Origin of the sequence: Enterobacter sp. KB-280D8, assembly GCF_041399405.1 — a bacterium.
Taxonomy (GTDB): domain Bacteria; phylum Pseudomonadota; class Gammaproteobacteria; order Enterobacterales; family Enterobacteriaceae; genus Enterobacter; species Enterobacter cloacae_N.
This window is the reverse complement of record NZ_JBGKEC010000003.1, coordinates 431,874-451,124: the sequence shown is the minus strand read 5'-3', so window position 1 is coordinate 451,124 and position 19,251 is coordinate 431,874. Positions and strand designations below refer to the sequence as shown.

Annotated in this window: 16 protein-coding genes; 11 read left to right on the top strand and 5 right to left on the bottom strand. The window is 56.5% G+C overall.

Going from position 1 to position 19,251, the window contains the following annotated elements; translation table 11 throughout:
* The first annotated feature begins 1 nt into the window (after position 1).
* The 3 genes from lsrB to lsrG are packed head-to-tail and all read left to right on the top strand — an operon-like array spanning position 2 to position 2,192.
* Entirely contained in the window at positions 2–1,003 is a 1,002-nt protein-coding gene (gene lsrB / locus AB8818_RS12155) for an autoinducer 2 ABC transporter substrate-binding protein LsrB (protein ID WP_116342159.1), read from the top strand.
* Positions 1,004–1,014: 11 nt separating this feature from the next.
* The gene (lsrF, locus tag AB8818_RS12150; protein WP_192983898.1) at positions 1,015–1,902 is read left to right on the top strand and encodes a 3-hydroxy-5-phosphonooxypentane-2,4-dione thiolase; all 888 of its coding nucleotides are present in this window, start codon (positions 1,015–1,017) and stop codon (positions 1,900–1,902) included.
* Positions 1,899–2,192: a (4S)-4-hydroxy-5-phosphonooxypentane-2,3-dione isomerase gene (gene lsrG / locus AB8818_RS12145; protein WP_044597614.1), complete on the top strand. Its 294-nt coding sequence runs from the start codon at positions 1,899–1,901 to the stop codon at positions 2,190–2,192. The genes lsrF and lsrG overlap by 4 nt, the downstream gene beginning before the upstream one ends.
* Positions 2,193–2,231: 39 nt before the next feature.
* Here lsrG and AB8818_RS12140 read toward each other — a convergent pair whose 3' ends face one another.
* On the bottom strand, positions 2,232–3,080 hold the full coding sequence (locus AB8818_RS12140; RefSeq protein WP_163329718.1) for a dihydrodipicolinate synthase family protein: 849 nt from the start codon (positions 3,078–3,080) through the stop codon (positions 2,232–2,234).
* 12 nt (positions 3,081–3,092) lie between these two features.
* Positions 3,093–3,779 (bottom strand): B3/4 domain-containing protein, encoded by a 687-nt coding sequence (locus AB8818_RS12135; protein ID WP_163329717.1) that lies wholly within the window; start codon positions 3,777–3,779, stop codon positions 3,093–3,095.
* Between the two features lie 42 nt (positions 3,780–3,821).
* Between AB8818_RS12135 and AB8818_RS12130 the strand changes: the two genes are divergently transcribed.
* The gene (locus tag AB8818_RS12130; RefSeq protein ID WP_116342152.1) at positions 3,822–4,424 is read left to right on the top strand and encodes a helix-turn-helix domain-containing protein; all 603 of its coding nucleotides are present in this window, start codon (positions 3,822–3,824) and stop codon (positions 4,422–4,424) included.
* Positions 4,425–4,467: 43 nt separating this feature from the next.
* On the opposite strand, the gene ygjG is transcribed toward AB8818_RS12130, so the two are convergent.
* On the bottom strand, positions 4,468–5,847 hold the full coding sequence (gene ygjG / locus AB8818_RS12125) for a putrescine aminotransferase (protein WP_052682963.1): 1,380 nt from the start codon (positions 5,845–5,847) through the stop codon (positions 4,468–4,470).
* Between the two features lie 435 nt (positions 5,848–6,282).
* On the opposite strand from ygjG, the gene AB8818_RS12120 reads away from it, so the two are divergent.
* Entirely contained in the window at positions 6,283–7,803 is a 1,521-nt protein-coding gene (locus AB8818_RS12120; protein ID WP_116342150.1) for a PAS domain-containing methyl-accepting chemotaxis protein, read from the top strand.
* Positions 7,804–8,139: 336 nt separating this feature from the next.
* Positions 8,140–9,699, top strand: coding sequence for a methyl-accepting chemotaxis protein (locus AB8818_RS12115; protein WP_116342148.1), 1,560 nt, complete (start codon positions 8,140–8,142; stop codon positions 9,697–9,699).
* On the opposite strand, the gene AB8818_RS12110 is transcribed toward AB8818_RS12115, so the two are convergent.
* Positions 9,696–10,190 carry a PadR family transcriptional regulator gene (locus AB8818_RS12110; protein WP_116342146.1) on the bottom strand — a complete coding sequence of 165 codons (495 nt, stop codon included), beginning with the start codon at positions 10,188–10,190 and terminating at the stop codon, positions 9,696–9,698. The two genes, AB8818_RS12115 and AB8818_RS12110, sit on opposite strands and share 4 nt — an antisense overlap.
* 147 nt (positions 10,191–10,337) lie before the next feature.
* On the opposite strand from AB8818_RS12110, the gene AB8818_RS12105 reads away from it, so the two are divergent.
* Complete coding sequence (locus AB8818_RS12105; protein WP_116342144.1) at positions 10,338–11,102, top strand: siderophore-interacting protein; 765 nt, start codon at positions 10,338–10,340, stop codon at positions 11,100–11,102.
* Here AB8818_RS12105 and AB8818_RS12100 read toward each other — a convergent pair whose 3' ends face one another.
* The gene (locus AB8818_RS12100) at positions 11,103–12,272 is read right to left on the bottom strand and encodes a DNA repair protein (RefSeq protein WP_192983900.1); all 1,170 of its coding nucleotides are present in this window, start codon (positions 12,270–12,272) and stop codon (positions 11,103–11,105) included. It lies immediately after the preceding gene.
* Between the two features lie 375 nt (positions 12,273–12,647).
* Between AB8818_RS12100 and AB8818_RS12095 the strand changes: the two genes are divergently transcribed.
* The 4 genes from AB8818_RS12095 to AB8818_RS12080 all read left to right on the top strand — a co-directional run bounded on the left by AB8818_RS12095 (position 12,648) and on the right by AB8818_RS12080 (position 19,102).
* Positions 12,648–13,259 (top strand): response regulator transcription factor, encoded by a 612-nt coding sequence (locus AB8818_RS12095; protein ID WP_239508634.1) that lies wholly within the window; start codon positions 12,648–12,650, stop codon positions 13,257–13,259.
* Complete coding sequence (locus tag AB8818_RS12090; protein WP_192983902.1) at positions 13,256–16,441, top strand: ATP-binding protein; 3,186 nt, start codon at positions 13,256–13,258, stop codon at positions 16,439–16,441. The genes AB8818_RS12095 and AB8818_RS12090 overlap by 4 nt, the downstream gene beginning before the upstream one ends.
* A gap of 62 nt (positions 16,442–16,503) precedes the next feature.
* Positions 16,504–16,923 (top strand): DUF1090 domain-containing protein, encoded by a 420-nt coding sequence (locus tag AB8818_RS12085; RefSeq protein ID WP_116342136.1) that lies wholly within the window; start codon positions 16,504–16,506, stop codon positions 16,921–16,923.
* Between the two features lie 64 nt (positions 16,924–16,987).
* A complete protein-coding gene (locus tag AB8818_RS12080) occupies positions 16,988–19,102 on the top strand; it encodes a fimbria/pilus outer membrane usher protein (protein ID WP_226857633.1) in 2,115 nt (704 codons plus the stop codon).
* Positions 19,103–19,251: the final 149 nt, after the last annotated feature.

Here is a 19,251-nt window from a genome sequence, read left to right as displayed (position 1 = left end):
GATGAAAACAAAACTGTTTGTCCTGGCAATGGCCCTCAGCTTCGCCTCGGCGCAGGCGGCGGACCGCATTGCCTTTATCCCGAAGCTGGTAGGCGTGGGCTTCTTCACCAGCGGCGGTAACGGCGCAAAAGAGGCGGGGAAAGACCTCGGCGTGGACGTGACCTACGACGGCCCAACCGAGCCGAGCGTCTCCGGCCAGGTGCAGCTCATCAATAACTTCGTCAACCAGGGCTATAACGCCATTATCGTCTCCGCCGTGTCGCCGGACGGCCTCTGCCCGGCGCTGAAGCGCGCGATGCAGCGCGGCGTCAAGGTCCTGACCTGGGATTCCGACACTAAGCCGGAGTGCCGCAGCATCTACATCAACCAGGGGACGCCGGAGCAGCTTGGCGGCCTGCTGGTGGAGATGGCGGGCAAGCAGGTCACTAAACCGAACGCTAAAGTGGCGTTCTTCTACTCAAGCCCCACCGTTACCGACCAGAACCAGTGGGTGAAAGAGGCGAAAGCCAAAATCGAGAAAGATCACCCGCAGTGGCAGATCGTCACCACCCAGTTTGGCTATAACGACGCCACCAAATCCCTGCAAACCGCCGAAGGGATCTTAAAAGCGTATCCGGATCTGGATGCGATCATTGCCCCGGACGCCAACGCGCTGCCGGCAGCGGCACAGGCGGCGGAAAACCTGAAGCGCGAAGGGGTGGCGATTGTCGGCTTCAGCACGCCGAACGTGATGCGTCCGTACGTTGAGCGCGGCACGGTGAAGGCCTTCGGCCTGTGGGACGTGGTACAACAGGGCAAAATTGCGGTCAATGTCGCCGATCGCCTGCTGAAAAAAGGCGATCTTAACGTCGGCGACAGCGTGGACGTAAAAGATATCGGCGCGCTGAAGGTCGAGCCGAACAGCGTACAGGGCTACCAGTATGAGGCGAAGGGCAACGGCATCGTGCTGCTGCCGGAGCGCGTGGTGTTCACCAAAGAGAACATCAATAAATACGATTTCTGACGGGGGAGCAAATGGCTGATTTAGACGACATCAAAGACGGCAAGGATTTTGGCATCGGCACGCCGCAGCAGAATGTACCGTTCACGCTGAAAGGCTGCGGCTCGCTGGACTGGGGCATGCAGTCCCGGCTTTCACGCATCTTCAACCCGCAAAGCAACCGCACGGTGATGCTGGCCTTTGACCACGGCTATTTTCAGGGGCCGACCACCGGCCTTGAGCGCATCGACCTCTCTATCGCGCCGCTGTTTGGTGAAACCGACGTGCTGATGTGCACCCGCGGAATCCTGAGAAGCCAGGTGCCCGCCGCGACGAACAAACCGGTGGTGCTGCGCGCCTCCGGGGGTAATTCGATTCTGGGCGAGCTGTCGAACGAGTGCGTGGCGGTGGCGATGGAGGACGCGCTGCGCCTGAACGTCTGCGCGGTGGCGGCGCAGGTGTACATCGGAAGCCCGTTTGAGCACCAGTCGATCAACAACATCATCAAGCTTGTCGATGCGGGCACGCGCTACGGCATGCCTACGCTGGCGGTGACGGGCGTGGGCAAAGAGATGGCGCGTGACGCGCGCTATTTCTCGCTCGCCAGCCGCATTGCGGCCGAAATGGGGGCACAGTTCGTCAAAACCTACTACGTGGACGAGGGCTTTGAAAAAGTGACCGCCAGCTGCCCGGTGCCGATCGTCATCGCCGGGGGCAAAAAGCTGCCGGAGCACGAGGCGCTGGAGATGTGCTGGCGCGCTATCGACCAGGGCGCGTCCGGCGTGGACATGGGGCGCAATATCTTCCAGTCCAGCGCGCCGCTCGCCATGCTGAAGGCGGTGAAGAAAGTGGTTCACGAGAACTGGAACGCCCGTGACGCGTTCCAGTTCTGGCAGGAAGAGAAACAGGGAGAAGCGAAATGAACGTGACGTTAGTGGAGATCAACATCAAACCCGAGCGCGTGGACGAGTTTCTGGAAGTGTTTCGCGCCAACCACGAGGGGGCAATCAGGGAGCCGGGGAACCTGCGCTTTGACGTCTTGCAGGATCCAAGGGTGAAAACCCGGTTCTTTATTTACGAAGCCTATAAAGACGAAGAGGCGGTGCTGGCGCACAAGCAAACGCCGCACTATCTGGCGTGCGTGGATAAGCTTGAGGAGCTGATGTCGGAGCCGCGCAAAAAACGCAGTTTTGTGGGGCTGTTGCCGGAGTAGCGGTCATGCCGGGTAAGCGCAAGCGCCACCCGGTGTTATTCAGGCCAGCACCAGATCCGCAAGTATCGCAGCAAGCGCTTCGCGCGGCTCACCCTGAATAGCCTGAAGCGGGAAGGGTAGCGCGGGCGTTTTCGCTTTCCCGAGCATTTCTGCCGCTGCTGCCACCACCCGTAAGCTGCCGTAACGACGGAACAATTCCCACAGCGGCTCCAGCCGCTCGGATTGCGCCGCCTCTTTCGAACGGGCAATCGCCAGCGCTGTTTGCGGAAACAACCCGCCGATGACCGAATACCAGACGTCAAACCCGGCCTGCAGGGCAGATGCTGCCCGCCAGTCGCCGGCAATGCCCAGCGTGACGGTATCAGGGAGACGAGCGCGTACCTGCGACAGCTCCTCCGGCACGCGGCCAAGCTTAATGGATCCCACATTCGGCAGGGCCGCGGTAGCAAATAACAATTCATCGCTAAACGCAAAACCGGTCGTGGCGGGATTATCGTAAATACACAGCGGTACGGAGAGCTGGCGAGTCACCGCTTCATAGAGATTAAACGCTTCATCTTCCGTTAATCGCTGGTACGACACGGGTGCCATCAGCACGCCAGATGCACCTGCCGCTTGCGCGTCGTCAGCCAGACGCAGAATATCGTCCAGCCTAAGTGCGCCGATGCTGACGATGACCGGAACGTCATCAGCATGCTCCACCGCGCAGCGCGTGATTCGGCCGCGCTCTTCAATGGTCAGATAGGCATAACTTCCCGTTGAGCCTAAAATGCCCAGTGAATCCACGCCTGCGTCGACCACGGGGCGCAGAAGATTGATGAAGGACTGCTCGTCAAACATCCCATTTTTCAGGGGCGTTAACGGAAACGCGCTTAATCCGTGAAACACCTTGTTGTCCTCTTACAGCGTCAGCAGCTGGACCTGAGCCGTGGCTCCCGGCATCAGCTGCTGCAGGTTGTTGACCAGCTCCTCTCCTGCCTCTTCCAGTGCCGCAAGCGGCATCGACGGCAGGCTTTCAAGAATAAACCACATGGATTGCGCCTGACTGTCCAGACGCGTCCGTATCCCCTGGCGCCAGTTCCAGCGGCGGCAGGTGACGCCGAGGTCGTCGCGCCAGATAACCTCACCCGGTTCCGGATGTTCCACCACCGGCAGTCCCTCTTTGAAGGTATCAAACGGCTCGCTGCCGTCGGCCAGCGTCAGACGGGGCGCACCCGAGTACGCCGCGAGATTTTCCCCACCCACCGGAATGGCATAGCGAATGCTCACCGCGTTATAGATATCCACGACCGGATCCAGCGACGGCAGCGAACCGTCTTTCAGTACCCGCTTGCGCAGGGCAGAGGCCGAACAGGGCGTGCGTTTCGGCTTCGCACCGAAGGCTTTGAACACCTCATCCCAGCCTGAAAGGTGTGCATCAGCCCATGGAACATCATCATTCAACACCTGCCGGCAGGCCTGCGCCAGCGCGGCGGGCGCAACCTCCGGGTGGATAATCGGCGCAGCTTCAACCAGAATGCTCAGTGCCCGAAAGCCCGGGGCAATCCCGGCAAGACGTGAGTCTATTGACGGCGTAACGAGAGACATAAATAATCCTGTATTGACTGTTTTATACCATGGTAGTGACCAATGACTGATAAAGTCAATATAATGACTGCGCAGGGTGCCGATGTTGCCCAGGTAAGCCTGGCCGTGGCGAACCGCATCCGCAACTGGCGGAAAGAGAAAAAGCTGTCGCTGGACGAGCTGTCCCGCCGGGCCAGCGTCAGCAAAGGGATGCTGGTGGAGATCGAAAAGGGCGCAGCCAACCCTAGCATCGCCATCCTGTGCAAGCTGGCCGCCGCGCTCGGCATCTCCGTGGCGGATATCGTCAACGTCTCCAGCGAGCCGCTGGTGCACGTTATCGAAGAAGCGGCGATTCCGGTGCTGTGGCAGGGCGAACAGGGCGGTTACGCCAGGCTGCTGGCAGGCACTGCGGGCCCGGATATGATTGAGTTATGGCAGTGGGAGATGCATCCGGGGGAGTATTTCACCTCGACAGGGCATCCGTCGGGAACCTTTGAGCTGTTGCACGTGAACGAAGGCGTGTTGACACTGACGGTGGACGAGACGGTGACGCAGGTTAATGCAGGCGCATCGGCGGTGGCGAAAACCGAAGCCGCGCACGGCTATGCCAATGAGGGAAAAAACGTGCTGCGCTTTACCATGACGGTGGCGGAGTTCCACCGTTAAAAAAGCCGGGCCTACAGAAAACAAAACGTAGGCCCGGCATTTTTTACGCCTCTTCCACGCTCACCCGCAGCGCTGCCAGCGCTTTACGCGCCGCTTTCAGCACCTGCTCACACTGCTCAATGGTCAGCGTCAGCGGTGGTTCAATGCGGATGGTTTTCGAGTTGTTGAGCGTGCCGGCCACCAGCACCCGCTGGCGGAACATCTCGCTCGCGAAGCTGTAGCCGATTTCGTTGTCGACAAACTCAATCGCCATCAGCATTCCTTTGCCGCGTGCCTCCTGCACCAGGTCCGGGTACTCACGCCCCAGCTGGCGGAAGCCGTCCAGCAGCATGTCGCCTTTCTGCTCCGCCTGCGCGGGCAGGTTTTGCTCAAGAAGCACGTTGATGGTGGCCAGCGCCGCCGCGCAGGCCAGCGGGTTGCCGCCAAAGGTGGTGGTATGCAGGAACGGATTGTCGAACAGCACCGAGAACACCTCTTCCGTTGCAACCGTTGCTCCTATTGGCATCACGCCGCCGCCGAGCGCTTTCGCCAGACACAGAATGTCCGGCTGAACGTTTTCATGCTCGCAGGCAAACATCCTGCCGGTGCGTCCCATCCCGGTCTGCACTTCGTCGAGGATCAGCAGCGCGCCAAACTCATCGCACAGCTGACGCACGGCGGGCAGATAGCCCTGCGGAGGGAGGATCACACCCCCTTCACCCTGAATCGGCTCCAGGATCACCGCCGCCACGTCATCGCCGGTTTTACGGCATTCGCTCAGCACGGTGCGCATGGCGTTGATGTCGCCAAACGGCACGTGGCGAAAGCCCGGCAGCAGCGGCATAAACGGCTTGCGGAAGGTGGATTTCGCGGTCGCCGACAGTGCGCCCAGGGATTTACCGTGGAACGCGCCGCTGGTGGCGATAAAGGTGAATTTCCCGCGCGGCGACTGATACGCTTTGGCGAGCTTAATCGCCGCTTCGACCGATTCCGTGCCGCTGTTGCTGAAGAAGCTGTACTTCAGTTTGCCGGGGGTTAAGGCCGCCAGCGTTTTCGCGAGCATGGCGCGAAGCGGGTCGAGCAGTTCCTGGCTATGGAGAGGTTGTTTCGCAAGTTGATTCTGTACGGCGGAAACCACTACTGGATTACGGTGCCCCACGTTGAAGATACCGAAACCACCCAGGCAATCTATGAACTCCTGTCCCTGGGTGTCGACAAGCGTATTAAGACTTCCCGCTTGCCACTCTACGGCTCCGTAATCCCCGCCGGCGGTAACAGATTTGCGATACTCCAGAAAACCAGGATTGACGTGCTCTTTAAAGTAATCGATGACCTCTCGGTTAAGTTGTTTCATCTCCTCATGATCGAGCGTTCGCTTCTCAATGAGATTCAGTGCGTGCGCGGTACAGGCAAGAGCCGAGGCGCTGGAAGGTAACCTGTTCAAAATGTGCTCCCGGGGATCGCGTATCACATGATACTGGTTTAAGTATTGCAGGGATTACGCCACTTCAGATGACTTAACGAAAATCGGGATAAACGCCAGGTTAAAATATTGTTGCACAATATTTAATCATGCCAATACAACCGAAACGGGATTTCGCGGAACACGGCAACATACGTTGTGAGGGGCAGAAAAGGGCAATTGCACTAAAGGAGTGCATTGCTTGCGGCTTAAGTGGGCGTTAACAGGTCATATTTTGTAGGTAATTTCTTTGTGAAAGTATTTGAAATCAATGAATTATAAAATCTCACAAAAAGTGCGGTTTAAGTGAAATCTGCGATCTCCATCAACTTTAACAACTAAAGATAAATTGTTTACCGCCGAAAAAACAATAAACCACAAAATTAACATTCGAATAACCTGCAAGGAATGCCCATCATGTCTTCTCCCTCCTTTGTCACCCAGAATAATTATCCTCTGGACGATGACACCACCTTAATGTCTACCACAGACGTCCACAGCTACATTACCCACGCCAACGACACCTTTGTGCAGGTGAGCGGCTACCAGCTTGATGAGCTGACGGGCCAGCCGCACAATATGGTGCGCCACCCCGATATGCCAAAAGCCGCGTTTGCCGATATGTGGTACACGCTGCAGCAGGGCGAGCCGTGGAGCGGGATTGTCAAAAACCGACGCAAAAACGGTGACCACTACTGGGTGCGTGCGAATGCGGTGCCGATGGTACGCCGCGGGCAGGTGACGGGCTATATGTCGATCCGCACCAAAGCCACGGAGGAAGAGATTGCCGCCGTGGAGCCGCTCTACCGGGCGCTGAATAACGGGAGCTGTAAAAAACGTATTCACAAAGGGCTGGTGGTGCGTAAGGGCTGGCGGGGTAAACTTCCTGCAATGCCGCTGCGCTGGCGGGTACGCAGCGTGATGGCGGTACTCTTTGCCGCGCTTGCCGCTACCCTGCTGTCAGCCTCCGCAGGCTGGGCACCGCTCGCAGCGGCTGCCGTGGTAATGCTGCTGGGTACGCTGCTGTTTGAGCAGCAGATTGTCCGCCCGATCGAGAACGTGGCGCGTCAGGCGCTGAAGGTGGCGACCGGCGAGCGTAACAGCGTGCAGCATCTGAACCGCAGCGACGAGCTGGGGCTGACCTTGCGCGCGGTAGGACAGCTGGGGCTGATGTGCCGCTGGCTCATCAATGACGTCTCAAGCCAGGTGATGAGCGTCCGTGACGGCAGCGACAGGCTGGCGCAGGGGAATGAAGCGCTGAACGATCGTACGCGTCAGACCGTGGCGAACGTGCAGCAGACCGTCGCAACGATGAACCAGATGGCCGCTTCCGTTCAGAGCAACTCTGAAACCGCCGCTGAGGTGGATAAACTCTCCGTGGCTGCGAGCAGCGCGGCGACGGAGGGCGGAAACGCGATGCAGACCGTCGTCAAAACCATGGACGACATCGCCGACAGCACGCAGCGAATTGGCTCGATTACCACCCTGATTAACGATATCGCTTTCCAGACCAATATCCTGGCGCTGAACGCGGCCGTTGAAGCGGCAAGGGCCGGCGAGCAGGGAAAAGGCTTTGCCGTAGTCGCGGGGGAAGTCCGCCATCTCGCCAGCCGCAGCGCTAATGCGGCTAACGATATCCGTAAGCTGATTGATGCCAGCGCCAGCAGGGTGCAGTCCGGCTCTGAGCAGGTGCACGCCGCAGGCCGCACGATGGATGACATTGTCGAGCAGGTGAAAAACGTGACGCAGCTTATCGCGCAGATCAGCCACTCGACGTCCGAACAGGCCACCGGACTGTCAGAATTAACCCGTGCGGTGGCGGAGCTGGACAGCATCACGCAGAAAAATGCCGACCTTGTCGAGGAGAGCGCGCACATTTCTGCCATGGTGAAACACCGCGCCGGGCGTCTTAAGGATGCGGTAACGGTGCTCCATTGAGCCAGTAGTGTTCCGGAAAAGCCGTTTATACCGTAAGGAATAAACGGCTTTTTTATTTCTGCTTGTGACTATTAATATGTTTTATTGTTAATCAGATATTAAATAACTAAAGAAAGTGCCTCAGTTATTTATTCCTGCCTAAGTCAGTTTTCCGTGATGCTATTTTGTAAAACCCTGTTCTGGTGGTCTGGTAACGATCGATGAGGCTGTATTAATAGCCTCTACCTATCCATTGTGATGGTTATGAAATAAAAAAACGATCAAAGTCATAAAGTTAGCGGATTCGTTACCGATAACAGCGATCGTCTGAGAAATAATCACATCGATGGAGAAAATATGTTCTTACATGACGTAAAGATCGGCACGAAATTATTTCTGGCGTTTGGATTCTTTATTGTCCTGATGGTAGTTAGCGCCAGTATGTCCTTACTGAGTCTGAACCGGGCTAACAACGGGATGCAATCCATCATTACCCATGATTATCCGACCACGGTAAAAGCGAACCAGTTAATCGACAACTTCCAGGAATTTATTAGCACTCAGCAGCTCATGTTACTGGATGATAAGGGAACGTACACGGCGCAGTCGCAGCAGCATCTTAAAACGATCAGCGAACATATTACGTTGATTCTGGGTGAGCTAAACAGCGTGTTGCAGGATCCGAAATCACAGCAGGTCCTTGCCGAGATCCGCGACGTTCGTCAGCAGTATCTGGACTCGCGCTATCGCATTTTGCAGGCGGTGCAGAACAACGATCGCGCGGCTGCAATCCAGGAGATGATGACCCGCACCCTCACCGTGCAGCAGGCCTATAAAGCCAAAGTGCAGGAGCTGATTGCGATTCAGAACCATGAGATGCAGAGCGCAGGGAAGCAGGTGGAAGGTGACTTTAAATCCAACCGGCTACTGCTGATCCTGATCACCCTGTTTAGCGTTGCGGCGGGCAGCCTGATTGGCTGGTTTATCGTGCGCGCTATTACTCGTCCGCTCGGCGAGGCGGTGAAGTTTGCCAATGCCATTTCAGAGGGCGACCTGACGGGCAGCATCACGCCGCACGGCAAGGACGAAACGGGCCTGTTGCTGCACGCGCTGATGGAGATGAAAAACCGCCTGCTGGACATTGTGCAGCAGGTGCAAACCGGTTCGGAGAATATCTCCAGCGCGGCCGCGCAGATTGTCGCCGGGAACCAGGATCTGGCCGCGCGCACCGAAGAGCAGGCCAGCTCCGTTGAACAGACCGCCGCCTCGATGGAGCAGATCACCGCGACGGTGAAAAACACCGCCTCGCACACCGGCGAAGCGACCAACCTCTCGGCAGATGCCGCCACGGTGGTCAAAAACAACGGGGAGATGATGAAGCAGGTGACCAGCAAAATGCGCCTGATTAACGAGACGTCGAACCGGATGTCCGACATTATCGACCTGATCGACGCCATTGCCTTCCAGACCAACATTCTGGCGCTGAACGCGGCGGTGGAAGCGGCGCGTGCCGGCGAGCACGGCCGCGGTTTTGCGGTGGTGGCCGGCGAGGTGCGCCAGCTTGCCCAGAAGAGCGCGTCGTCAGCCAGTGAAATCCGCGAGCTGATCGAGAGCTCCACCAGCCAGACCCAGGACGGGATGAACCTGGTGGAAAAAGCGAGCGCTCTGATCAACGGGATGGTCGGCAACGTGGAGGAGATGGACGTGATCCTGCGCGAGATCCGCCAGGCCAGCCACGAGCAGACGGAAGGGATCTCGCAGATCAACAGCGCGATTGGCCTGATTGATGCCACCACCCAGCAGAACTCTGCGCTGGTGGAGGAGTCCGTCGCGGCGGCGGCATCCCTTAACGAGCAGGCGATGCACCTGAAAGAGCTGGTACGCGTCTTCCGCGTGAGCGAGCACGCGCCGGCTTAATCCAGCTGGGAGATCTCCAGCGCCGCGCGGTCGATTACGCCGATAATCTGCTTGAGCTGCGCGTCGCTGAGCTCTCCCTGATTTACCTTCAGATCTAACACCGCTTTAAAGTTATCCAGCGCCCGCTTCATCTGCGGGTTTTTGCGCAGCTGAAAGCCGACGCTGCGCGCTTTAATACGCACCTGGATCTGTTCCAGCTGTTCCCGGTTTTCGTCCAGCCAGCGTTGTCCTTCAGCGGTAATCGCAATCTTCTTACGACCGCTTTCTTCTTCCGTGATGGTGATAAAGGTCTGATCCTGAAGATAATCCAGGGTTGGATAGATCACCCCAGGGCTCGGAGTGTAGTTCCCCTGCGTCAGATTCTCGATCTCTTTGATCAGCTCATAGCCGTGGCTCGCGCTGCGGGTCAGGATGTCCAGGATCACCAGCCGCAGGTCGCCGTGGCCGAAAAAGCGCGGTCGGCGTCCGCCGCCATCGTGTTCGTGTCGCATAGTAGTCTCTTTAATTTGATATATCTAAACTATATCTAAGATATATTCAGATGCAATCTAAAAGATCTTGCATTTTTACTGATTAGTAATCATTATCATTTAAAAATCAGTTTCGATATATCGTATTCACAAGACAAGAGGCTAAAAATGGCATCTACCCGTTACCCACAGCGCGTGCGTAATGACCTGCGCTTTCGCGAGCTGACGGTGCGCCGCGTTGAGCGCATCAGCGCAGGCTTTCAGCGCATTGTTTTAGGCGGCGAGGCGCTGGAGGGCTTTAGCTCCCGCGGTTTCGACGACCACACCAAAGTCTTTTTCCCGGCACCTGGCACCACGTTTGTTCCGCCGGTGGTCACCGATGAAGGCATCGACTGGGGCGACGGCGTGCGTCCGCAGGCGCGCGACTATACGCCGCTGTACGATGAGGCAAATCATGAGCTGTTGCTCGATTTCTTCATTCATGACGGCGGGGTTGCCAGCCGCTGGGCGGTCGAGGCGAAAGCGGGCGACAGGCTGACCATCGGCGGCCCGCGCGGTTCTCTGGTGGTGCCGGAGGATTACGCCTGGCAGCTGTACGTGTGCGACGAGTCCGGCATGCCCGCGCTGCGTCGGCGCTTAGAGAGCATTGTTAAACTGCCGGTTCACCCGGAGGTTCAAGCGGTAGTGACGGTCGGGGACGAATCTTACAAAGGCTATCTGGCGCACCTGAGCGAATTCAATATCAAATGGGTGGTGGGCCACAACGTGCAGGCGGTAGCGGACCATCTGGCGGCGCTGACCGTTCCGGCTGAGGATTACTTTATCTGGCTGACCGGGGAAGGGAAGGTGGTGAAAAGCCTGAGCCGCCAGTTTGAAACCGACTCGATTGACCAGCAGCTGGTGCGTGCCAGCGCATACTGGCACGCTAAATAATCAGGCTGCCGAATCCAGCTGCGCTTCGTTCACCTGATGTACGAGCGAGGCGCGGACCTCGTGCAGCGCTTTCTCTTGCTGAGCGAAGTACGCTTCCATATTGCTCAGCGACGAGACCAGCAGCCAGGACTCCTCTTTTTCCAGCTCCGCCAGCTCGTGCACTAAGGTGTCTATTTGCTCGCGGACCTGCGCCATTTTTTTACGGATACGTTCCAGATCGTTCAGCCTGTCGCTTGCCATCAATGGTTCGAAGCCCTGCTGCAGGCGGGCCACCAGCGAGCGAATGGCTTTTACGTCGCCGCGCTGCTTCGCCTGGTTGAGCTGCACCATCATCGCGTTGGCTTCCTCTTTTAGATCGTCTGCGACTAAATCCGGATGGCAGAGCTTGCTCGCCTGCCGCCAGAGGCGCTTGAGCTCGTTCCGATCCTCTTCCGAGAGATCTTTCCCCTTACGCAGACGCACTTCGGCATCGTGATGTTGTTCGCGATACTTCTCGTACTCTTCGTTGGCCTCGTCGCGGGCCTGCCGGGCAGGCTCCTCTTCGCGCGTTAAGCCGCTCTCCAGTTCGAGCGCTTCGGCCAGCAGGTTGGCAATCAGATTACTTTGCTGCTCAAGATGCTTGCGCGCCTCAGCGGCCTGCACGGAGTCGGCCGGAAGATCGCGCCAGCGCTGGGTGAGCGTAGCCAGCACCTCTACCGCCTGCGCCATATAGCGCTGGCTGCGACGGTAATCTTCCTCGCGACGACGCGCCTCCGCCTGCTGACGACGCAGGTTCAGCTCCGCCAGGGTTTTACGCAGGGCGAGGATCTGCTGCATCAGCGGGCCCAGACGTGAGAAATAGAGATCGTTGAACTCATCAAGCTGCTGTACGCGTGCGTTGCGGCGGTCAATCAGATCGCGCAGTCGCTCTTCCAGCGCCTTCAGCTCCAGCTTGCTGGCGGCCACCTGCGGATCGCGCCATTGGGTCACGGCGCGCTGGCCCTGCAGCCAGGCGGTAATGGCCGCCATCGCCGCGGTGTAGTTCTTTTGCTCAAGCATCACGACGATTGCCTGTAGCCCATCGTCAAACGCTTCATTTTTCAGGCGTGTCAGCTGGCTCTGGATGATGTCGTCATCTTCCAGTTCAATGGCATTTTTAATGATTTCTAGCCGTTTGATCGGTGTGCTCATGATGCCTTTCGCTTTGGCGCTTAAGTATTTGAGTTAAGGGTAGTTGTTGTAAAAGCTACAGGAAATAATACACACGGATGATGATCGGCGCGATGGGGGATTTCTTTAGATTCGCAGTTTGTGAGGTGGGGGAGTGAGCAGGAAGCAAAAAAGCAGGATGGTTTTGATTAATTCCGGTTCCAGTTCCAGTTCCAGTTCCAGCATTGTCACCACTGTCCGAGCTTCTGCTCAGATATTTCTTTGTGCAGACAAAAATTTTCTGAAAACAGACAAGCCTTGTCTCGATTCCCTGGGCGATCGGCTATGGTGTACCCCGCATAATGATATGGTTAACCCCTTAGGTAAGAAATAAACATAATGACGAAAATTTTGCTTGTGGATGACCATCCGGCAATCTGCTTTGCACTCAAGGTGTTACTGGACAAAAATCCGGCTTTTACCGTGACGACTTCCTCCGGTGAGAACCTGCTGGCGCTGCTGCACCGTGAACTTCCGTCACTGTTGATCCTTGACCTTGAACTCAAAAATGCTGACGGGTTGGATCTTCTCCCGCGCATCAGGCACCACTTTCCGGCGCTCCGGGTGTTGGTGTACACCAACCAGCCTGCGGCAGTTTATGCGCCACGTACCTTACAGGCCGGCGCGAGCGGCTTTATTAATAAAAGCCTGGCGCTGGAACGTATTGAACCTGTTTGCCAGTTGCTGCTCGATGGTTATTACTGTTTTCCTGAAGGGATGTTTGCCAGCATGGCTGAAAAGTCGGTAGAAAAACATGAAGCCCAAACGCTCCTGGCCCGTTTTTCCGACCGGGAACTCGCCGTGCTGAACTATCTGAAACAGGGCGAGAGTAACAAGGAGGTGGCTGACAGGCTGGCGCTCAGTAATAAAACTATCAGCACCTATAAGGCGCGGATGATGAAGAAAAGCGGCGTTGAACAGTTTGAACAGCTGTTCGATCTTATTTCCCCATCAGAGCCAGACACGTGAATATTGTTTCCTTTATCCTGCTTTTTTGCCTCACATTTGCTGCGTCTGCCGCGCCACAGGAGGAATCCCTTCGCTTGCTGGCGCGCAGCCATGAAGAGGTCATTGAACCCGGGCTCAGCAGCAGCGAATGGCGCTGGGTGCGCGAACATCGCAAAATCCGCATGGCGGTCTGGGGGCCGATGATGCCGCCTTATGACATCACGACCGGGCTTAATGACTACGGCGGTATTAATGCGGATTTTACCGGGCTGGTGGCGGAAAATTTGGGTGTAGATATCGAGGTCGTTCGTTACCTCAGCTACGATGAGGCGCTGTCCGCACTTCGGGCGGGAAAGGCTGATTTTATTCCCCAGGCGGGAGCGAGCCAGCAAAAGCAGGGGCTACTGCTGAGTGTGCCATACAGTGACAACATCCCGGTGGAGGTGGTCAATACGGATGCCTCGCCAGATGATGTGGTCAAACGTATCGCCGTGTCGCCTGTCTACAACAGTCGCGATGTGCTGGCACGCTATCCTGGGGCCAGCATTGTGAACTTCTCCTCCTCGCGGCACGCTCTGGAGGCGCTGGCCTTTCGCAAAATCGATCTGTTCTTCAGCGATGCGATCAGCGCACGCTATCTGGCCAGTCAGTCTAACTTAAGCAATGTCAGCATTCGGTCGGTGGCGAGCACGTTCAATGCGTCAGGATTTTCCTTCGCCGCTATGCCAAAAATGGCGGTCTGGATCGCGATTCTGGACAAGATGCTCACGGCGCTGCCGGAGAATGCAAGCGTCGAGATCCACCGCCGCTGGAGCGGGGGGATCCCGCTCTCGCTGAGCGAGGAGCCGCCGCGCTACACTTCGCTTGAACATAAATGGATCAAAGAACATTCCCGGATACGCGTTGCGGTGGCGCAGGATAATGCCCCTGTTGCCTTTTTCAACGAGCGCGGCGAGCTGCGAGGCATTCTTGCCGATCTGCTGACCGCACTTCGTCTTCGCACCGGATTCACCTTTGAGATCCTCCGCTATTCCAGCCAGGATGCTGCCTTCAGGGCGGTTAACCGCGGTGAGGCGGATCTGATTGCCGGCGTGACTCAGGAAGGGATCTGGCAAGCGGATCTGCTCACGACCCGAACCTGGCTGTATAACTCCTGGGTGATGGTGGGGCGCAAGCAGCAAGGGAAAGAGACGCGGCAGCCCAGAGTGGTGAGCCTGCGTGGAGAAGCACCGGATAGCTGGCTGGGTCGACAAAACAGTGGTCAGACGGCGAAAGTTGATACGTGGTGGCACGGTTTAGCCAGCGTGGTGCGTCATGAAAACGACCTGATGGTTGTGCCGCTGATCGTTGCCAATACTCAACTCACCCGTAACGAGTTTGCCTCGCTGAAAATTTTAGCCAGCATTGATACCGAACCGCTACGTTTTGCCTTTGGCACATCGCGGCAGGCCTGGCCGCTGATTACCATCCTCAATAAGGCGCTGATCAATATCCCGCCGGAAGATCTTCATGCCCTGACGCGCGGCGGCAATGCGGGAAATATGTTTGCCTCCGTGTCAACGTCGGCACTGTCAAAAGCGTGGCTGGCGGTGTTATTGGTTACAGGGGGGGCGCTGCTGGCACTGGTGGCATGGTGGATTTATAAGAGGCGACGCATCCGGCGGGCGCGCATCCTGCGCCTAATCCAGAAGCTGCGTGAGGCCAAACACCGTGCCGAGCGCTTGCGGCGCGGGAAAAGCACCTTCCTGGCGACCATGAGTCACGAAATTCGCACGCCAGTTAGCATCATCATCGGCATGCTGGAGTTGGTCATGAAGCGTCCTGACGATACCCTGAAAAATCGACAATCGATACGGGTTGCCTGGGATGCATCGCAGTCATTGCTACTGCTCATCGGCAACATCCTTGATGTGGAGCGCATCGAGTTTGGCCGTCTGGTGTTACGCCCGGAACGAGCCTCGCTGCGAACCCTGATAGAAAGCAGCGCACTGCTGTTTGAGGAGCTGGCGGCGCAAAAATCGCTGAGGTTTGTACTTGAGATGGACACGGAGCTGAAAGGCGATGTCCTGATGGATGTGGTGCGCTTTCGTCAGATCGTCATCAACCTGCTGGGCAATGCCATCAAATTTACCGACAGCGGTCAGGTAACGTTACGTGCGCAGCCGCAATGGCAGGACGGCAAGTTTATGCTGTTGGCGCTAACGATAGAGGATACGGGCGAGGGGATTGATGAAACGACCCGGCAGCGTCTTTTTCAGCCTTTTAGTCAGGGACCGAGCCGCAATTTGGCGCAGGGGAGCGGGCTGGGGCTTTATATTTGCCGGCAGCTCGCCGATATGATGGGAGGAAGCCTGGATTTACACAGCGCACCAGGGGAAGGCACTACGGTGACGGTGACGCTTAAAGTGCCGATGATGGATCCGTTGCCGCAGAGAGAGGTTGATGCTTCTTCACCACCAGGCAAACGCGCCGCGCTGACCATTATGGTGGTGGATGACAACCCGGTTGGACTGATGCTGCTCACCCAGCAGCTTGAATGGCTTGGGCATCAGGTTAGCCCTTATGACAGCCCACACGCGCTGCTCGACAACCTGACAACCCTACAACCGGATGCCGTTATCAGCGACTGCAACATGCCAGGGATGAGTGGTTATGAATTGTCACGCATCATTAATGAGCGTTATCCGGATGTCATCGTACTTGGGATGACCGCCGATGCACGAGAGTCTGCCCGGGATGCGGCGCGAGAGGCGGGCATGAGTAATTGTATCTTTAAGCCGGTCACGCTGGCGGCGCTGGAAGAGCTGCTGTTACCGCTGCGACCGGCTGGTAAATCTCCTGCTTTGTATCCCACACTGACGCTGCTCGCAGCGCTGCTCGATGATAAGCATCTGGTGTCGTTTCTGGAACTCCAGATCGCGGTGATCGATGAGACACTGTGCGATATTGCTCGCTGGAGAAACGATCCCGATACGCCATTGGCGGAATCTCTGCATCGGCTGCGGGGCGGTATCCAGTTGCTCGGGGAACAGGCGCTGGAAGCGCTTTGCCTTGAGCAGGAGCGGGTCGTCGACAGTGATGGTGTTCGCCAGCTTGAGGAGCATATTCTCAACCTGCGTGCAGCGTTACAGCACTGGCGAGATACGGGAGTACAACCGAGGAAGACCGTCCTACAGCAGAATGAGGACGGGCGTACAGCGTAAGCCTACCTGCCACTGGGATACTCTTTTGTTCGAGGAAATTCATAAATAAAGGAGATATCCCAATGAAAAAATTAGCATCTGCACTGGCTGTTATCGCATCTGTTGGTATGTTCACTTCAGCTCAGGCTGCTGAAAGCTGCACCGCGAAAGCTGCCGCGCTGGAAAAAGAGATCCGTATTGCCCAGCAGTACGGCAATACCTATAAAGTTAACGGCCTGAAAAAAGCGCTGGCTGAAGTCAAAGCACACTGCACCCCGGCAAGCGTTCAGGCTGACGCGCAGAAAGAAGTGAAGAAGCTGGAGAAAAAACTGGCTGAGAAACGTGACGATATCGCCGAGATTCAGGCCGATCTGCGTGAAGCAAAAGCCAAAGGTGACAACAAGAAGATTGCTAAGTACCAGCGTAAACTGTCAGAAAAACAGAACGAGCTGAGCGGTATCCAGCAGGAGCTGAGTGCAGCTCGTGCATCCCTGCAAAAATAATCTTTTTATGTAAATCAGGTGAAGAGGCATTTGCCTCTTCACCTTTTTTGCATTGCCTGCTGCTATGACATTATTTCGTATTTTGTTATTTATGCTGCTTTTCCCGGCAGCAGAGAGCCACGCGGCCATTAAAAAGACGTGGATTATCCTCAATAACGTCTATAAAGGGTCGATCTCATTCGATGTCTCAGCCTCCGGACCTTGCCTTAGCCAGCCGCTGATGGAGGAGTGGGGCGTGCGGAATGCAGTGATTGCACGTCTGGAATGGGATGCAAAAGGCTGCCTGACGCCCCAGTCTGCTGAGGCATTTAACCTCAAATACTGGTATCGCCCGGATGCACAGTTGCTCACGCTGTTGTTCCCCGACGAGACGATAAACCCGCAGCAGAACGGTGTCAGCACCAGTCGCTGGGACGATGGTATCAATGCGCTGTTTGTTAACTATCGTCTGGATGCGGATAGCCGTCAGGCGCAGTACAGCTGGGAACATTCCGGAACCGATGCCACGCTGGCGCTGGATAATGGTCTCAACATCGGCCCATGGCGACTGCGTTATCAAAACACCTTCTGGCGTGAAAGAGACGGGCAGCACGGCTCGTACAGCAATGCTATGTCACTCTGGCGCAGCATTACGCCGCTGCGTTCGCGTCTGACTTTTGGCGACAGTAATACCTCTTCAAACCTGTTCGACAGTTTCGCTTTTCGCGGTGCGACGCTTGCCAGCGATGAGGCGATGTTCCCCGATAGCTGGCGACCGTATTCGCCCTGGATTAACGGCTATGCCCGCACGGAAGCGGAGGTGACAATTCACCAGAACGGGGTGCGCGTGTACCGTATTCACGTTCCGCCTGGACCGTTTACCATTCGGGATTTTTATCCACCAAATCCGGATGGCAATCTGGAAATGACCATTCAGGAGAGTGATGGTACGGAGCGTACTCGTCTGCTGCCCTATTCCAGCATGCCTAATCTGGTGCATCAGGGGTTGTTCAGCTATGAGCTGGCCACGGGACGTTATAAGCCTTTTCACGGTATTGAAAGGGATAAAGATCGTTTCTGGCAAAGCACGGTTTCGTGGGGGATCGCACCGCAGGTGACGGTGTTTTCGGGGCTGCAGCAAGGAGATGACTACTTCAGTTATGTCGCAGGTTTTGGCGGGAATTTAGGTCGGTGGGGCGCATTTTCGGGGGATATCAGCTCGGCACGATACACGCTAAATGAAGAGACGCTTCGCGGTAAGGTATGGCGTTTGCGTTACGCGAAAGCATTTTTTACCACTGAAACCAGCCTCAATGCGCAGTTGCAGTGGTATCCGCGCGCAGAGCATTATCGGTCATTCGAGGAGAAGATCGCGCAGTCAGCACAATCTGGCTACGGCTGGGATGATGGTATCACCCAGCGCGTACTTCGTGGACAACTGGAGCTTAATCAGAACATCAGTGAGGACTCCAGCCTGATTCTGTCCTGGCGCTGGTTGAGATCGCGCGACTCTGATTCCGCTAATCAGGGAGCCACGCTGAGTCTGAATACTACCGTACACGACATTGATCTGAGCCTGTACGGGGGCTATGACCGCTATGGCAATAATCCAGATGAGACCACGGTGGGGATCACTGTCAGCGTGCCTGTTTCCCTGTGGGGAACAACAAGTAATATCGGCTATGTCACCGAACTGGCAAGCCGGGGTGAAGACAGTCACGGCATCAATGTCTACGGTTCCGCGCTCAATGATTACAGCCTGCGTTACGATCTGCAGGCCATGCACACCGTGCATGGCAATGACACGCTGTCGGCGAACATGGGCTATCAATACAATGCCGGGGAAGTCAACCTCAGTACGGTGCGGGGAGGAACCCGGCGCGATTATCATGCGGATGCCAGCGGCAGCCTGTTGTTCCACAGTGGAGGCGTAACGCTGGGGCAGCAGCTCGGTAGCACCGTGGCGCTGGTGGAGGTGCCAGACTCTCCGGGCGTAGGCTTTTATAACCAGTTTGGTTCAACGACGAATGCAAAGGGTGAGCTGTTGGTCAGTTACCTGACGCCATGGCGAGTCAACCGCATTACGGTCGATAGCCTCAGCATGCCGGAAAACGCGACGCTGGAGGTGACGGAAATGGAATCTGTGCCGACGGAGGGGGCGGTTGTGCTGCTGCGTTTCCCACAATCTGTAAGCGATTGAAATGTCGTTGAAAAGATCAAAAAACAAGACCAATCCCTACGTAAAATTACCTGGTAAAACGCGTAATCACACGAATAGTTTGCTTATGCCGGGCTGCTTATTATCCCTCTCACTGACTGTTTTTCCTGACATCGACGGACGACCGTTCG

Excerpts from the sequence above, each read along its gene's own strand:
- AB8818_RS12135 (WP_163329717.1), bottom strand. The coding sequence starts at position 3,779 with ATGTCTCTCGTTACGCCGTCAATAGACTCACGTCTTGCCGGGATTGCC.
- lsrG (WP_044597614.1), top strand. The coding sequence starts at position 1,899 with ATGAACGTGACGTTAGTGGAGATCAACATCAAACCCGAGCGCGTGGAC.
- AB8818_RS12115 (WP_116342148.1), top strand. The coding sequence starts at position 8,140 with ATGTTCTTACATGACGTAAAGATCGGCACGAAATTATTTCTGGCGTTT.
- lsrB (WP_116342159.1), top strand. The coding sequence starts at position 2 with ATGAAAACAAAACTGTTTGTCCTGGCAATGGCCCTCAGCTTCGCCTCG.
- AB8818_RS12100 (WP_192983900.1), bottom strand. The coding sequence starts at position 12,272 with ATGAGCACACCGATCAAACGGCTAGAAATCATTAAAAATGCCATTGAA.
- AB8818_RS12085 (WP_116342136.1), top strand. The coding sequence starts at position 16,504 with ATGAAAAAATTAGCATCTGCACTGGCTGTTATCGCATCTGTTGGTATG.
- AB8818_RS12105 (WP_116342144.1), top strand. The coding sequence starts at position 10,338 with ATGGCATCTACCCGTTACCCACAGCGCGTGCGTAATGACCTGCGCTTT.
- AB8818_RS12120 (WP_116342150.1), top strand. The coding sequence starts at position 6,283 with ATGTCTTCTCCCTCCTTTGTCACCCAGAATAATTATCCTCTGGACGAT.
- AB8818_RS12080 (WP_226857633.1), top strand. The coding sequence starts at position 16,988 with ATGACATTATTTCGTATTTTGTTATTTATGCTGCTTTTCCCGGCAGCA.
- AB8818_RS12110 (WP_116342146.1), bottom strand. The coding sequence starts at position 10,190 with ATGCGACACGAACACGATGGCGGCGGACGCCGACCGCGCTTTTTCGGC.
- AB8818_RS12130 (WP_116342152.1), top strand. The coding sequence starts at position 3,822 with ATGACTGATAAAGTCAATATAATGACTGCGCAGGGTGCCGATGTTGCC.
- lsrF (WP_192983898.1), top strand. The coding sequence starts at position 1,015 with ATGGCTGATTTAGACGACATCAAAGACGGCAAGGATTTTGGCATCGGC.